Origin of the sequence: Pseudovibrio sp. Ad46, assembly GCF_001623065.1 — a bacterium.
Lineage (GTDB): Bacteria > Pseudomonadota > Alphaproteobacteria > Rhizobiales > Stappiaceae > Pseudovibrio.
Genome location: NZ_LMCG01000074.1, coordinates 31,245 through 45,892 on the forward strand (window position 1 = coordinate 31,245; position 14,648 = coordinate 45,892).

At 53.9% G+C, this 14,648-nt stretch carries 12 protein-coding genes; 9 read left to right on the plus strand and 3 right to left on the minus strand.

Going from position 1 to position 14,648, the window contains the following annotated elements; translation table 11 throughout:
• Window positions 1–22: 22 nt before the first annotated feature.
• On the minus strand, window positions 23–700 hold the full coding sequence (ung, locus tag PsAD46_RS21100) for a uracil-DNA glycosylase (RefSeq protein WP_063291742.1): 678 nt from the start codon (window positions 698–700) through the stop codon (window positions 23–25).
• A 145-nt stretch (window positions 701–845) separates the two neighbouring features.
• Here ung and ruvX point away from each other — a divergent pair, with 145 nt between their 5' ends.
• Entirely contained in the window at window positions 846–1,343 is a 498-nt protein-coding gene (ruvX, locus tag PsAD46_RS21105; protein ID WP_063291711.1) for a Holliday junction resolvase RuvX, read from the plus strand.
• 168 nt (window positions 1,344–1,511) lie between these two features.
• A complete protein-coding gene (locus tag PsAD46_RS21110; RefSeq protein WP_063291712.1) occupies window positions 1,512–2,450 on the plus strand; it encodes an AEC family transporter in 939 nt (312 codons plus the stop codon).
• Here the strand turns inward: PsAD46_RS21110 and PsAD46_RS21115 are convergent.
• Window positions 2,435–4,090 carry an acyl-CoA dehydrogenase family protein gene (locus PsAD46_RS21115; RefSeq protein WP_084404504.1) on the minus strand — a complete coding sequence of 552 codons (1,656 nt, stop codon included), beginning with the start codon at window positions 4,088–4,090 and terminating at the stop codon, window positions 2,435–2,437. The genes PsAD46_RS21110 and PsAD46_RS21115 overlap by 16 nt on opposite strands.
• Before the next feature lie 134 nt (window positions 4,091–4,224).
• Here PsAD46_RS21115 and PsAD46_RS21120 point away from each other — a divergent pair, with 134 nt between their 5' ends.
• From PsAD46_RS21120 to dprA, 4 genes are all read left to right on the plus strand, one after another.
• Entirely contained in the window at window positions 4,225–5,184 is a 960-nt protein-coding gene (locus PsAD46_RS21120) for an aspartate carbamoyltransferase catalytic subunit (RefSeq protein ID WP_082596876.1), read from the plus strand.
• Between the two features lie 11 nt (window positions 5,185–5,195).
• Window positions 5,196–6,497, plus strand: a complete 1,302-nt coding sequence (locus tag PsAD46_RS21125) for a dihydroorotase (protein ID WP_063307809.1) — start codon at window positions 5,196–5,198, stop codon at window positions 6,495–6,497.
• Between the two features lie 126 nt (window positions 6,498–6,623).
• Complete coding sequence (gene plsY / locus PsAD46_RS21130) at window positions 6,624–7,241, plus strand: glycerol-3-phosphate 1-O-acyltransferase PlsY (protein WP_063289430.1); 618 nt, start codon at window positions 6,624–6,626, stop codon at window positions 7,239–7,241.
• A gap of 5 nt (window positions 7,242–7,246) precedes the next feature.
• Window positions 7,247–8,440, plus strand: a complete 1,194-nt coding sequence (gene dprA, locus PsAD46_RS21135; protein WP_063307810.1) for a DNA-processing protein DprA — start codon at window positions 7,247–7,249, stop codon at window positions 8,438–8,440.
• 12 nt (window positions 8,441–8,452) lie between these two features.
• Here dprA and PsAD46_RS28200 read toward each other — a convergent pair whose 3' ends face one another.
• Window positions 8,453–8,590 (minus strand): hypothetical protein, encoded by a 138-nt coding sequence (locus tag PsAD46_RS28200; protein WP_193776983.1) that lies wholly within the window; start codon window positions 8,588–8,590, stop codon window positions 8,453–8,455.
• A 385-nt stretch (window positions 8,591–8,975) separates the two neighbouring features.
• Between PsAD46_RS28200 and topA the strand changes: the two genes are divergently transcribed.
• From topA to PsAD46_RS21150, 3 genes are all read left to right on the plus strand, one after another.
• The gene (gene topA, locus PsAD46_RS21140) at window positions 8,976–11,771 is read left to right on the plus strand and encodes a type I DNA topoisomerase (protein ID WP_063307811.1); all 2,796 of its coding nucleotides are present in this window, start codon (window positions 8,976–8,978) and stop codon (window positions 11,769–11,771) included.
• Between the two features lie 141 nt (window positions 11,772–11,912).
• Window positions 11,913–14,180, plus strand: coding sequence for a ribonuclease R (rnr, locus tag PsAD46_RS21145; RefSeq protein ID WP_063307812.1), 2,268 nt, complete (start codon window positions 11,913–11,915; stop codon window positions 14,178–14,180).
• Between the two features lie 49 nt (window positions 14,181–14,229).
• Entirely contained in the window at window positions 14,230–14,646 is a 417-nt protein-coding gene (locus PsAD46_RS21150; RefSeq protein ID WP_057463365.1) for a DUF983 domain-containing protein, read from the plus strand.
• The last annotated feature ends 2 nt before the right edge of the window (window positions 14,647–14,648 follow it).

The following is a 14,648-nucleotide window of genomic DNA, read 5'->3' on the forward strand; positions in this document are numbered from 1 at the left end:
CAGGCAAAACTCCGGTAATGCCCTAGGAGATCTTCCAGTCAATCTCTGCAATACCATGTTCTTTCAGATAGGCATTGGTTTTGGAAAATGGAGCCGACCCGATAAAACCGCGCCGTGCCGACAACGGCGATGGATGGGCACTCATCAAAACCAGATGTTTGCTCTCATCAATCAGATCCAGCTTCTTCTGAGCATGTGCGCCCCACAGGATAAACACCAGATGCTCCCGTGCCTCGGACAAGCCCTTGATCGCCGCATCCGTAAACGGCGCCCACCCTTTCTTGGCATGAGACCCGGCCTTGGCTTCCTCCACACTCAAAGACGTGTTGAGCAGCAAAACACCCTGCTCCGCCCAATGCGTTAAACACCCATGAGTTGCTGGTGCTAAATCAAGGTCACTTTCCAACTCCTTGTAGATATTGCGAAGCGACGGCGGCAGTTTCACGCCTTTGCGAACTGAGAAGGAAAGTCCATGTGCCTGCCCTTCCCCATGGTAGGGATCCTGCCCAAGGATGACGACACGTACATCACTCAGAGCAGCAGCATTAAAGGCAGCGTAGCAGTCAGTTGTCGGAGGAAAAATGGTCTTTCCTTCCGCTTCCTCAGCATCCAGAAAGGCCTGGAGTTTCTGAAAGTAGGGTTTATCCATTTCAGGAGCCAGAATGCCCTGCCATCCCTCTTCAAACTGCACTTGCGTCACGCCTATATCCACCTGCTCAATCTTCTTGCACCCTTACCTTTATCAGAACAGCCGTCGTACAGTTCAGCAGGAAACAGCATGTCCCCGAGAAAAAAATATAGATTACTTGCTTGGCGTTGCTCTCAAGCCGTGCTAACCCGCCGCCATGGCAAATGATCCCTCTCTTTCTCTCGAAGATTTCTGCGACGCGCTTTATGATGATGATCGCCTGATCGGTATCGACCTTGGCACCAAAACCATTGGTCTGGCACTTACTGATTCTGGACGACAGATCGCTTCTCCATTGGAGACCATCAAACGCAAGAAGTTTACACAGGATGTAGAACGTCTGCTGGATCTTTGTCAGGAACACAGTGTCTTTGGCCTCGTCATCGGCTTGCCGCTCAACATGGATGGCACCGAGGGCCCGCGCTGTCAGGCGACCCGAGCGTTCGTGCGCAACCTTGCCCAGAAAACGGAAATCCCGATCACCTATTGGGATGAACGTCTCTCCACCGCTGCCGTCACACGCACACTTATCGAAGCAGACCGCTCCCGCGCCCGCCGTGCCGAACTGGTCGACAAGATGGCCGCGTCCTACATTCTGCAAGGCTTTCTGGACCGCATCAACTATGGCGGCACTTCTCTCTTTGAAGACGAGTAGACCCAGTTCCCAAGCAACAACACTTGAGAAAATTTAAGGCGCTCTGCGCTTTACCATTCAGCTTTTTTCAGGCTAGGTGAATAGACGGATACGCGCATCAATGCGCACTTTGTCCCTCCACCTGCAAAGACACTTTCCTGTCTGTGCAACAGCCTGAAAAGCACACGCATGTTCTCTGCCCTGTCAGCCATCATCTCTGTCTTGCTCCTCACAGCCACAGGATGGTTCCTCCGTCATCGCAATCTCATCCCAAGAGAACGATGGAGTGGCATGGAAGATCTCGCCTATTGGGTTCTCTTCCCCGCGATCATCCTGATCAATGTGGGCACCTCAGATTTCTCGGCAATGCCAGTCATGGAAATCACCATATCAGTACTGGGAACATTCTCACTTCTGGCCATTCTCTGCCTCGTCTTACAGCCCTTTCTAAAACAGAAGTTTGCAATCGAAGGTCCACGCTTCACGTCCATTTTTCAAGGTGTCGTGCGCTGGAATGGTTTTGTCGCCATGGCAATTGCAGCCAATAGTTTTGGAGAGGAAGGCGTGGCACTGGTGGCGGTCATCATGGCAATCATGATCCCAGCAGCAAACCTGCTCTGCGTGATTGTATTGTCGATCTATGCAGGAGGGTCCGTCCCCTCACCAAAGACGCTTGCAAAAGAGATGATCAAGAACCCCTTCATCATCAGCGTTGCAGCAGGTGGCCTCATCAACGCCTCCGGTGGCTATATCCCGGAAGTTATTGCAAACTATCTGACATTTTTGGGAAGTGCCGCCCTGCCAATCGCAGTTCTGTGCGTCGGCGCAGCTTTGGATTTGGGAGCGTTACGTCGCCCGGGCCCAGCGCTCACATCAGCTCTGCTTTTGCGCAACGTACTTGCACCGGGCATTGCCTTGAGTTTCGCGCTTGCACTTGGGCTTGACGAAATCTCGGCAACCATCGTCACGCTGGTGTTCTCTGTTCCAGCAGCAGGTGCAAGCTTTGTTCTGGCAAGAAAAATGGGCGGCGACGCCAAGTTGATGGCCGAAATTCTGACCCTTCAGACAGTCGCCGCCGCAATCACTATTCCGACGTGGTTAGTGGTCGTGGCTTACTTGATTGGGTAAAGCCACTCCAAAATGCCCTTGGCATCATAGCGTGCATCCAGCATGCCATAGCTTGAACGCCACTGGCCTGCCATACGGGTCTCAATAAACGCATTGGCAATCGCTGGAGGAGCAACTTCTTTCAGCGCCGCAGCCGCAGCTGTGATCGCCAGCTGTTCCGTCAGCAACCGGGCACCGCCCTCATCTTCCAGACACGTGCGCGCGGCAGCCTGCAACACTTCAACAGACACCTTGCCCGCAGGGCCAAGATCAGCTTCCAGCATGCCAAGCACATTCATGAAGCTGTCTGGAGTGCGGTGCATGGCACGCAGCAGGTCCAGCGCCATGATGTTGCCTGAGCCTTCCCAGATGCTGTTGACTGGGGCTTCGCGGTAGATACGAGCCATATCGTGGTCTTCCACGTACCCGTTGCCACCCAGACACTCCATCGCCTCAGCGGCAACGTTCTCTGCACTCTTACAGATCCAGTATTTCGCAGCAGGCGTGATGATCCTCAGGAAGTCAGCAGCCTGACTGTCTTCACCTTCCAAATCCATGCAATGCGACAGTTTCAACGCCAGTGCCTCACTTGCAGCCATATCCAGAGACATGTCCGCAAGAACCCGCTGCATCAGTGGCTTCTCAATAAGGCGAGCACCGAATGCACTGCGGTTGGAGGTATGATGTACCGCTCTGGAAATCGCCGCCCGCATCAGGGCAGAAGACCCAATACAACAGTCCACACGGGTAGGCGTCACCATTTTCAAAATGGTCTTGATGCCCTTACCCACTTCCCCCACAAGGAAGCCAACAGCATTGTTAAACTCAACCTCGGAAGAAGCGTTGGATTTGTTACCCAGCTTGTTTTTCAGGCGCTGGAAATCCAGCCCGTTCACTTCGCCAGATTCCAAAATACGCGGTACGAGGAAACAGGTCGGCCCCTCTTCCAACTTCGCCAACACAAGGAACGCATCACACATTGGCGCAGAGAAGAACCACTTATGTCCATTGATCACATAAGTATCGTCAGAAACTTTTTCAGCGCGAGTGATGATCTGACGTAAATCGGACCCACCCTGCTTCTCCGTCATACCCATACCAAGGCTTGCACCCATCTTCTGGCTGGCAGGGCGAAAACGCTGATCATACTTACGGCTCAGGATGCGCTCATTCCACACCTTGGCAAGCTCGGGCGCCTGAGTGAGGGCCATGGCAGAGGCATTGGTCATGGTCACTGGGCAAAGGTGTCCACCTTCCACCTGACTCATCAAAAAATACTTGCGCGCACGATTATAAAACGCACGCTCCCCCCCCGGTTCCATGGATTCAACGGACGCACTGTGCAGGCCAGCTTCAAACGAGCGGCGCATCAGCGCGTGATAGGACGGGTGAAATTCAACAACATCCAGACGGCGACCATACGGATCGTGTGTTTTCAGCACCGGTTCATTAACATTTGCCAATCTCCCCAGATCCAGTGCATCTGCGGCTCCACACTGCTCGCCAAACTTGATAAGCTCTTCTCGTGCAGAATCGTTGGTTCCCGTGCCACCCAGATCAGCAAGGAGAATTGGATCACTCTCGGCAAGGTTATACCCACAATATGGCGGGGCCTGATTAATTACCCCTGTCGTCATAGTGGCTTGTGAAACTTTATCCATTTTTCCTCCCGCGAGTTGCCCCAGCGATTTTGATAGGTTAGCGCGCACGTTGCAACTGCGATTTGCACAATAAAAACTATACATCTGTTGAGCTCTTTACGAACTCGGTGTTTCTGCCTATAGAAGGGTCTTCGATGAGCAAGAAAACCACACATCGATCCTCAGCGTTCCCGCATCGCCATCTCCTCGGTATCGAGGGATTGCAGCCTCCCCACATTAATTACCTTTTGGACCTTGCCGACGAAGCCGTCGAAGTCTCCAGACAGGTAGAAAAGCAGAAAGCTGTTCTGCGTGGGCGAACGCAAATCAACCTCTTCTTTGAGGCTTCCACCCGCACCCAATCTTCTTTTGAGCTTGCAGGCAAGCGCCTGGGCGCGGATGTTATGAACATGTCGGTCTCCACCTCTTCGGTGAAAAAGGGTGAAACTCTGATCGACACCGCAGCAACCCTGAACGCCATGCGCCCTGATTTGCTGGTTGTTCGCCACCACGCCGCTGGAGCAGTCCACCTGCTGGCCCGCAAAGTCGGCTGCGCGGTCGTCAACGCCGGCGACGGCCCTCACGAGCACCCAACTCAGGCTCTGCTGGATGCCTTGACCATCCGCCGCCACAAAGGAACCCTCGGCGGCCTGACAGTAGCCATCTGCGGCGACATCCGCCACTCCCGCGTAGCCCGCTCCAACATCATCCTTCTCTCCAATATGGGAGCCCGCGTGCGTGTCATAGCTCCCTCTACACTACTGCCCTCTGGTATTCATAGTATGGGCGTCGAAGTATTCACAGACATGCGCGAAGGACTAAAAGGCTGCGACATCGTCATGATGCTGCGTTTGCAACGCGAACGTATGAGCGGTGCCTTTGTACCATCTGTTCGTGAGTATTTCCGTTATCACGGTCTGGACTCCGAAAAACTCTCCTACGCCAAACCTGATGCTCTGGTCATGCACCCCGGCCCTATGAACCGTGGTGTCGAGATCTCGGCAGAAGTTGCAGATGGTCCACAAAGTCTTATCCGCGAGCAAGTGGAGATGGGCGTCGCCATACGTATGGCAGTGCTTGAAGCTCTTGCTCAAAACCTTCCTGACAACAACTAGAGGACACGCGCATGTACAAGAATGTAAACCCGCTGGTCCTGACAAACGCCCGCATCATCGACCCAGCAAACAATGTTGATGAAGCAGGTGCAGTGATTGTACAGGACGGCACCATCCTCGCCGCAGGTGCAGAGGCTCTCAATCAAGGTGCTCCAGATGGCGCGAAAACCGTTGATTGCCACGGAGCCGTCGTTGCGCCCGGTCTCATCGACATGGGCGTCAGCGTAGGCGAACCCGGTGCAGAACACCGAGAAACGCTGGAGAGCAGACGCGCAGCAGCCGTTGGCGGTGTAACCACCATCCTCACCAGCCCCAACACGGACCCGGTGATTGATGATCCTGCACTGGTGGACTTCATGCTCCGCCGCGCCCGCGACACAGCGATCGTCAACGTGCACCCGATGGCCGCCCTCACCAAGGGCCTGGCTGGCAAGGACATGAGCGAGATTGGCCTGCTCAAAGAAGCCGGCGCCATCGCCTTTTCCAATGACAGACTGCCAATCACCAACTCTTCCGTTCTGGTCCGTCTGCTGACCTACGCTCGTGACTTCGACGCGCTGGTGGTTCATCAGGCACAGGATAAGGATCTGGCAGGCTCCGGCGTCATGAACGCAGGTCTGAGGGCCTCGTGGCTAGGTCTGGGCGGCATCCCACGTGAGGCTGAGTTCGTCGCAATCGAACGCGATATGCGCCTCGTTGCCATGGCAAAAGGCAAGTATCACGCACGCCTGATCTCCTGCCCACAAAGCGCTGAAGCCATCCAGAAAGCGAAGAACGACGGACTCAATGTCACCGCAGGCATCTCCATCAACCATCTCACGCTCAACGAAAACGACATCGGCCCCTACCGGACCTTCCATAAGATGTCGCCACCGCTGCGCACGGAAGATGATCGTCAGGCCATGGTAAAAGCACTGGCAGATGGCACAATCGACATCATTATGTCCGATCACAACCCACAAGATGTGGAAACTAAGCGTCACCCCTTTGCAGAAGCCGAATATGGTGCTTTAGGGCTTGAAACAATGCTTGGAGCTGGAATGCGCCTCGTTCTGAATGAGGACATCTCACTTTCCAGACTGCTTGCAACAATGACCTGCAATCCAGCGGACCGTCTTGGTCTTCCTGCTGGCCGCCTCTCAAAAGGCGCTCCAGCAGACCTGATCGTGTTCGACCCGCAAAAACCATGGATCGTAGAAAAAGATAAAATCCGCTCCCGCTCAAAGAACACCCCTTTTGAGGACGAAACTTTGACAGGCCGGGTTTTGACAACCATCGTTGCAGGCCGCATCCTAGATCACGACGCAATTTAACGTGTAGCTCTGAACCAGCCCACGAGGCTTTGGCACAATGCACGCGATACGATAAAATTTTAAAGCAGTATGCTCATCCGCGAGGACAGGCATACTGCTTTAATATTCAACTACTGGAGAACACCCGTGCCTGATCCAATCAGCTGGTCCCTTGATTTACCCTACTATCTGGCTGCATTGGCCTTTGGCTACCTGTTAGGCTCCATTCCGTTTGGCCTGCTCTTTACAAAAATGGCAGGTCACGGCGATATCCGAAACATCGGATCCGGCAACATTGGCACCACCAACGTCCTGCGCACCGGCAGCAAAAAACTCGCAGCCCTCACTCTGCTGTGTGATGCGCTCAAAGGCACTGCTGCAGTCGTACTTGTAGCTCTTTACATGGGCGGTGAAGCAGCATTGATTGCAGGCCTAGGCGCGTTCCTTGGTCACCTTTTCCCGGTCTGGCTCAAATTCAAAGGCGGCAAAGGCGTTGCTACTTACATCGGCATCCTACTCGGCATCTTCTGGCCAGTAGGCGTCATCTTCATCGCCATCTGGATTGCAACGGCCTACATCACCAAGTTCTCATCCCTGTCAGCACTGGTCGCAAGTCTTGTCACTCCCTTTATTCTGCTGGCTTTCGATCAGTGGCAAATTGCGCAAATGATGGGATTACTCAGCATATTGCTATGGGCCAAACATCACGAAAACATTGCCCGCCTGCTGAAAGGCAAGGAAAGCAAGATCGGTTCCAAGGGATGATGTAAATGGAGACAGCCACCAAAAGCCGGGCACCACACCTAAGTGATACCCAACGGCTTGCGTGGCTTCGCCTTATCCGCTCTGAGAATGTCGGGCCAAGAACATTCCGGGAGCTTTTCAATCATTTTGGCTCAGCACAAGCGGCACTTGATGCCCTGCCAGAGCTATCCCGAAGAGGCGGTAAGAAAACTTATCGCCTTTTTTCTATGGACAAGGCCGAAGCAGAACTGGCTTCCCTCTATAAAATGGGTGCACGCCTCGTCGCCATGGGTGAGCCCGCCTATCCTCCCCTTCTCAGGCATATAGATGCACCGCCACCCCTGCTCGCAGTTCGGGCCAGAGAGCCATTGCAACAGGAACTCACCGGCACGCAAAAGACGCTTGCGATCATCGGCGCCCGCAATTGCTCGGCCGCCGGAGCAAAGTTTGCAACAAAACTGGCTGGAGACCTTTCAGCAGAAGGCTTCACCATCATCTCAGGTCTGGCACGAGGCATCGACAGCACAGCGCATCAGGCCGCTCTCACGTCTGGCACCATCGCCGCCTTTGCCGGAGGCATCGACACCATCTACCCAAAAGAAAATATGGAGCTTTTTGCAAAGATGATCGCAGCCAACGGAGCAGCCATCAGCGAAATGCCCATGGGCTGGAACCCGAGAGCTCGGGATTTCCCCCGCCGCAATCGCCTAATCTCGGGAATGTCATTGGGTGTTATTTTAATTGAAGCCGCAGAAAAATCAGGATCTCTGCACACCGCCCGATACGCACTGGAACAGAACCGAGAGATATTGGCAGTCCCGGGGTCTCCATTGGATCCTCGGTCAGTCGGCGCCAACAAACTTATTCAGCAAGGCGCTGCGCTCATTCAATCGACTGACGATATTCTGGAGATCATGGAACCCAAAACCTCTATGTCCCTGCCACTTCATCAGGGGATTGATGAACCTGCCATGGGCTGGCCAGCATTGGAGCAGGCAGATGCAGACGAGACCTCAAACCCACTCAATGCCAAAGAACAGGACAGACAGGCCGTCATCGATGCACTGAGTGAGACACCCATAGATCAGGATGAGCTCCTGCGATTTACCGGTGTCACCTTACAGACGCTTCAACTCATCCTGCTGGAGATCGAACTGGCCGGACGCTTGGAGCGCCACAAACCCAACAAGCTTTCTTTGATACATTCTGACAGAGCGTGACAATTTTGCGTCTTAGTCGGTTTCGTTGTTTTCCAGATCCAGGTCCTCAACCTCAACAGGGTCCGGTAATCCACCGACTTGAGCTTCCGCTTCTTTTTGAGCCAGAAGCAATAAGTACCTCAGCAGGTCGAGCCTCTGCGATCGCGCCATGTCACTCAATTCACGACACATTTTGGCGCAGTACTCTGCTACGTCACGTGTTTCAATTGTTCTGTCATTTTTCGGCAACGGGTAATTACGCAAGCTTTTTAACCTTCTTATGCAACCATGACACAAGCCTCAGATGGTAAAAAGCGCTTTGCAATCTGAGGGTTACAGCAAGTAAAGCCATTACCTTAGGTTGCGTAAATTAGCAAGCGCAACCAAAATATGACCCAAGGAAAATTAAGGGAGTGGCTTTTCCGCTCTTGACCAATTGATCTGAAAAGGCCATTTGACAGCCGCGAAGTCATCCGAGATTGTGTCGGTTCGACTCATAAAACGGTTTTTGATTTATCAATTCCAAGACGAGATTTACGCGAAAGCCAGGAAATCAATGAACGTAGTCATTGTGGAATCACCGGCGAAAGCCAAGACCATCAATAAATATCTGGGCAAGGACTATATAGTTCTGGCGTCCTACGGCCATGTGCGCGATCTGCCTCCAAAGGACGGCTCCGTGCTGCCGGACGACGACTTTGCCATGTCTTGGTCTGTCGATTCCAAATCTCAAAAGCGCCTGTCGGATATCGCCAACGCGGTGAAGGAGGCTGACCGCCTTATTCTCGCAACTGACCCCGACCGCGAAGGAGAGGCCATTTCTTGGCACGTCTTGGAAGTTTTGAAAAAGAAACGCGTCCTGAAGGATAAGAAGGTCGAGCGCGTGGTATTCAACGCGATCACCAAGAATTCCATTCTGGAAGCAATGAAAAATCCGCGCGAACTGGATGTGCCGCTTGTCGACGCCTATCTGGCTCGTCGCGCACTCGACTACCTCGTGGGCTTTACGCTCTCCCCGGTTCTGTGGCGCAAATTGCCAGGTGCCCGCTCCGCAGGCCGCGTGCAATCTGTTGCGCTGCGCCTTGTGTGTCAGCGCGAGAGCGAGATCGAGACATTCCTATCTCAGGAATACTGGTCCATTCTGGCAAACCTGAACACACCGGAGAACGCGCCGGTTCAGGCACGCGTCACTAATTTTGACGGTCAGAAGATTACGCGCCTCGACATTAAGAACGAGCAGGAAGCCACAGCGATCAAGCAGATGCTTGAAGGCGCGAGCTTCTCTGTCAGCAATGTTGAGAGCAAGCCACAACGACGTAATCCATATGCACCATTCACCACCTCGACCCTTCAGCAGGAAGCTTCCCGTAAGCTCGGCTTTGCAGCAGCACGCACCATGCAGGTTGCGCAAAAGCTTTATGAAGGCGCGAACATCGGCGGTGAAACCACTGGTTTGATCACCTATATGCGTACCGATGGTGTGCAGATCGCTCCAGAAGCAATTCAAAGCGCGCGCGCCGTCATCGGCTCCCGTTATGGGGATGAGTATGTTCCTGAAAAGCCACGGGTGTATACATCCAAAGCCAAAAACGCTCAGGAAGCGCACGAAGCGATCCGCCCGACTGACTTGTCCCGTCACCCACGGGACATGGCAAAGTTCCTCGACGAGGACGGCGCACGCCTTTACGAGCTGGTCTGGAAGCGTACCATCGCCTCGCAGATGGAATCTGCTGTTCTGGAGCGCACAACTGTTGACATCGAAGCTGCAAACGGCGCCAAGAAAGCTGCCTTGCGTGCATCTGGTTCTGTTGTCCGTTTCGACGGCTTCCTCACCCTTTATCAGGAAGGTAAAGATGATGAGGAAGACGAGGAAAGCAAACGCCTGCCACCAATGACGAAGGGCGACAGCCTCGGCCGTAAAGGCATTGAAGCCAATCAGCACTTCACTGAACCTCCACCACGCTTCACCGAAGCAACACTGGTGAAGAAGATGGAAGAACTGGGGATTGGTCGCCCGTCCACCTACGCCGCAACGCTGCAAACTCTGCGCGATCGCGAATACGTAGATTTGGACAAGAAACGCCTGATCCCACAGGACAAAGGTCGTCTGGTAATTGCATTCCTTGAAGACTTCTTCAATCGCTACGTGGAGTATGACTTCACAGCAAGCCTTGAAGACCAGCTCGACAAGATCTCAGCTGGCGATCTGGAATGGAAGGCCGTCTTGCGTGACTTCTGGAACCCGTTCCACGAAATTTGTGATGAGGTGATTAAGCGCTCCAACACAGAAGTGTTGGATGCCCTGAACGAAACCCTCAAAGCACACGTCTTCCCAGACAAGGAAGATGGCTCTGATCCACGCAAGTGCCCGAAATGTGAAACCGGTCGCTTGTCACTGAAAGTCTCCAAATTCGGCGCGTTTGTTGGTTGTTCCAACTACAACAAAAACAAGAAAGACGGCAAAGAACCAAACGAAAATCCGCCACATTGTGATTATACACGTCAGCTCACCTCAGGCGGCACATCTGATGCGGGTGCAGCAGCAGACGGACCTCAGGTTTTGGGCATTGATCCGGAAACCGGTTTGGAAGTCTCCTTGCGCACAGGCCGTTTCGGCCCATATGTACAGCTAGGTGAAGAAGCCAAACCAAAGCGCTCGTCCTTGCCACGTGGCTGGAGCACTGCCGATCTGGATCTGGAGAAAGCCCTTCAGTTGCTTTCCTTGCCACGCGAAGTCGGCACTCATCCAGAAGATGGCAAGACCATTTCCGCAGGTCTGGGCCGTTTTGGACCGTTCGTGCTACATGATGGCACCTATGCCAACCTGGACAGCCCGGACGAAGTCTTCTCCGTCGGCATCAACCGCGCCGTAACCCTTTTGGCAGAAAAGCGTGCCAAGGGCGGAGGCCGCGGAGCTGCCGCAAAACCTCTCAAAGAACTTGGTGACCACCCCGATGGCGGCGCCATCAACGTATACAGCGGTCGTTATGGCCCCTACGTGAAGTGGGAAAAGATCAACGCAACCCTTCCAAAGGACGTTGCACCAGAAGCTGTCACGCTGGAACAGGCAACAGAGCTTGTAAACGCCAAGGCAGCAACAAAAGGTAAGAAGAAAGCGCCTGCCAAAAAGGCAGCTGCAAAGAAAACAACGGCCAAGAAAGCAGCGCCCAAAGGGGCACTGAAAGAACTTGGCGATCATCCGGATGGTGGAGCGATGGAGCTGCGCGACAGCGGCCGCCTCGGCGTTCGGATCAAATGGGGCAAGGAGTTCACCTCCCTGCCAAAAGGAACAGACCCGGAGACGGTAACCCGCGAACAGGCAATCGAGCTGATCAACGCGAAGAAGGATTAAGATCCCCGTTACTCTCCGGACAACGAAACATAAGGGCTTCCGTTCATCGGGAGCCCCTTTTCGCGGCATAAAAGCCGCACTGGATGAGATACATTGAGCCGAAAAAAGGCCACTGAAAAAAGACACAAGGGACCGGCAGAAATGCCATCCCGCGAAGACATTCTGAAGTTTATTGCCGACAATCCCGGCAAAGCTGGTAAACGCGAAATCGCCCGCCATTTTGGTATCGTCGGCGCAGCGCGCATCCCCCTCAAACGAATGCTGAGAGATTTGACTGAAGCTGGTCATCTCGAAAAACGCCGGAAACGCATGTTGCGTCCAGGCGATCTTCCTCCTGTCTTTGTTGTAAAAATCACAAGCAGAACTGCTGACGGTGAGCTCCTCGGCATCCCGATGAACTGGGATGAAGAGCATGGAGAGCCACCGAACGTTCTCGTCTTGTCGCAAAAGAACAAAAACAAATTCAACCCCGTCCCAGGCATCGGCGACCGCGCCCTTGTGAAACTGCTGGACGATCAGGATGGATCCCCCGAAGCCAAACACGTCGTGCGCGTGATGAAGCGCCTGGAGAACCAGGACACCGACGTCCTTGGCATCCTGCGCATCAACAAGGCAACCAAAGCAGCAACTTTGGAACCAGTTGACCGCAAGCAGCGCGCTGTCGATCTGGATCCGCGTGAGCTGATGGAATCTGAAGACGGTGACCTCGTAAAGATCGAAGTCCACAAAGTCGGACGATACGGCACACCACGTGGCCGCATCGTCAAACGCTTTGGGTCCACCACTTCGGAAATGGCTGTCTCCGAAATCGCATTGCACACACAGGGTATTCGTAATGAGTTCCCAGGAGCTGTCATTGCTGAATCGGAAAACATCAAGCCTGTTGGCCACAAGGGCCGTGAAGATTGGCGTGACATCCCGCTTCTCACCATCGACCCTGCGACAGCAAAAGATCACGATGACGCGGTCTATGCTCAGTTGGACAACAGCCCGGAGAACGAAGGCGGCTGCATCGTTTACGTCGCAATTGCAGACGTGGCAGCCTATGTCACACCGGGCTCTCCGATGGATAAGGAAGCACTGCTACGCGGCAACTCGGTCTATTTCCCTGACCGCGTAATCCCGATGCTGCCTGAGCGCATCTCTAACAATCTGTGCTCCTTGCGCGAGAACGAAGACCGCCCATCCATCGCAACACGGATGGTCTTTGACAAGAACGGCAAGAAAACATCCCACTCGTTCCATCGCGTCATCATGCGCAGCGCGGCTAAGCTCTCCTATCAACAGGCCCAAAAAGCCATTGAAGGCGTGACAGACGACAAAACCGGCCCACTGCTGGAACCGGTTCTTGAGCCATTGTGGGCTGCCTATGAGATCCTGAAGCGTGGCCGAGACAAACGGCAGCCACTGGAACTCGACATCCCGGAACGTCGTATTCTGCTCAAAGAAGACGGCACCGTTGACCAGATCGTCGTTCCTGACCGATTGGATGCGCACAAACTCATCGAAGAGTGCATGATCCAGGCGAACGTCGCAGCCGCAGAAGAGCTTGAGAAACGCAACTCTGCCCTGCTCTATCGTGTGCACGATGCGTCGACACCGGAAAAGCTGGAGAACCTGAGAGATTTTCTCTCCACGCTGGACGTCAAACTGCCTCACATTGGCGGCCTGCGTCCTTCTGTGTTCAACAACATTCTCGACAAGTTCAAAGACACCGCAAGCGCAACCATGGTGTCAGAGGTCGTGCTGCGTTCGCAGGCACAAGCGGAGTACAATGCCGAGAACATCGGACACTTCGGCTTGAACCTCCGACGTTATGCACACTTCACATCCCCTATTCGCCGCTATGCAGATTTGATAGTGCACCGCGCCCTCATTCGTGCACTCGGCCTCGGGGACGATGGCCTGCCATACGGCATCGAAGAGAAGCTACCTGCCATTGCAGCAGAGATTTCTGCGGCAGAACGACGGGCAATGCTGGCTGAACGCGAAACCATTGACCGACTGATTGCCCTGTACCTTTGCGAGAGAATTGGGGCTGAATTCTCTGGGCGAATTGCCGGAGTGACCAAATCTGGCCTGTTCGTCAAACTGCTACAAAATGGCGCAGACGGCTTCATTCCTGCATCTACCATTGGTATGGATTACTACGAATATGTAGAATCGGCTCATGCCCTTCTGGGCAGAGCAACTGGTGAAACCTACCAACTTGGTGACGCAGTGCAGGTCAAACTGGTGGAAGCCGCCCCATTTGCGGGCTCTTTACGGTTTGAAATGCTCACAAAAGGCAAATCCAAGGGCGAAGCAGCGGGACGGGTTGCTAAGCACAAGGGTTGGCAAGCAAGAAACAACAGCAAGCCAAAAGGTTTACGCCGGTCAAAAAACGGAAATAAGCGGAAGCGCACATAAAAAAACCGTGCGCTCCCCTGCATTTACGGGACGGAAAAGGCAGGTATAAATGAATACCCATCAAGATCGGAATACCGGAGAAGCGGTGCTGCGTGGCATGCGCTGCAAATGCCCTTCCTGTGGCATTGGCTCTGTCTTCGACGGTTACTTGAGCGTGAAACAGTCCTGCGACAACTGTGGTGAAGAACTTCACCACCACCGCGCAGATGACGCTCCGCCCTATTTCACAATCTTTATCGTTGGTCACGTCGTCGTTGCGCTGGCCATGTGGGTAGAGATGGCCTACGTACCGCCTATGTGGCTCCACATGGCCGTCTGGCTGCCTTTAACCATCATCATGTCTCTGTCTCTACTGCGCCCAATCAAGGGCGCCTTGGTTGGTTTGCAATGGGCACTACGTATGGATGGCTTTGCAACTGCCGGCAAAGCACCTAGTTTTGGCCCAACACGCGCCAATCAGAGGTAAGG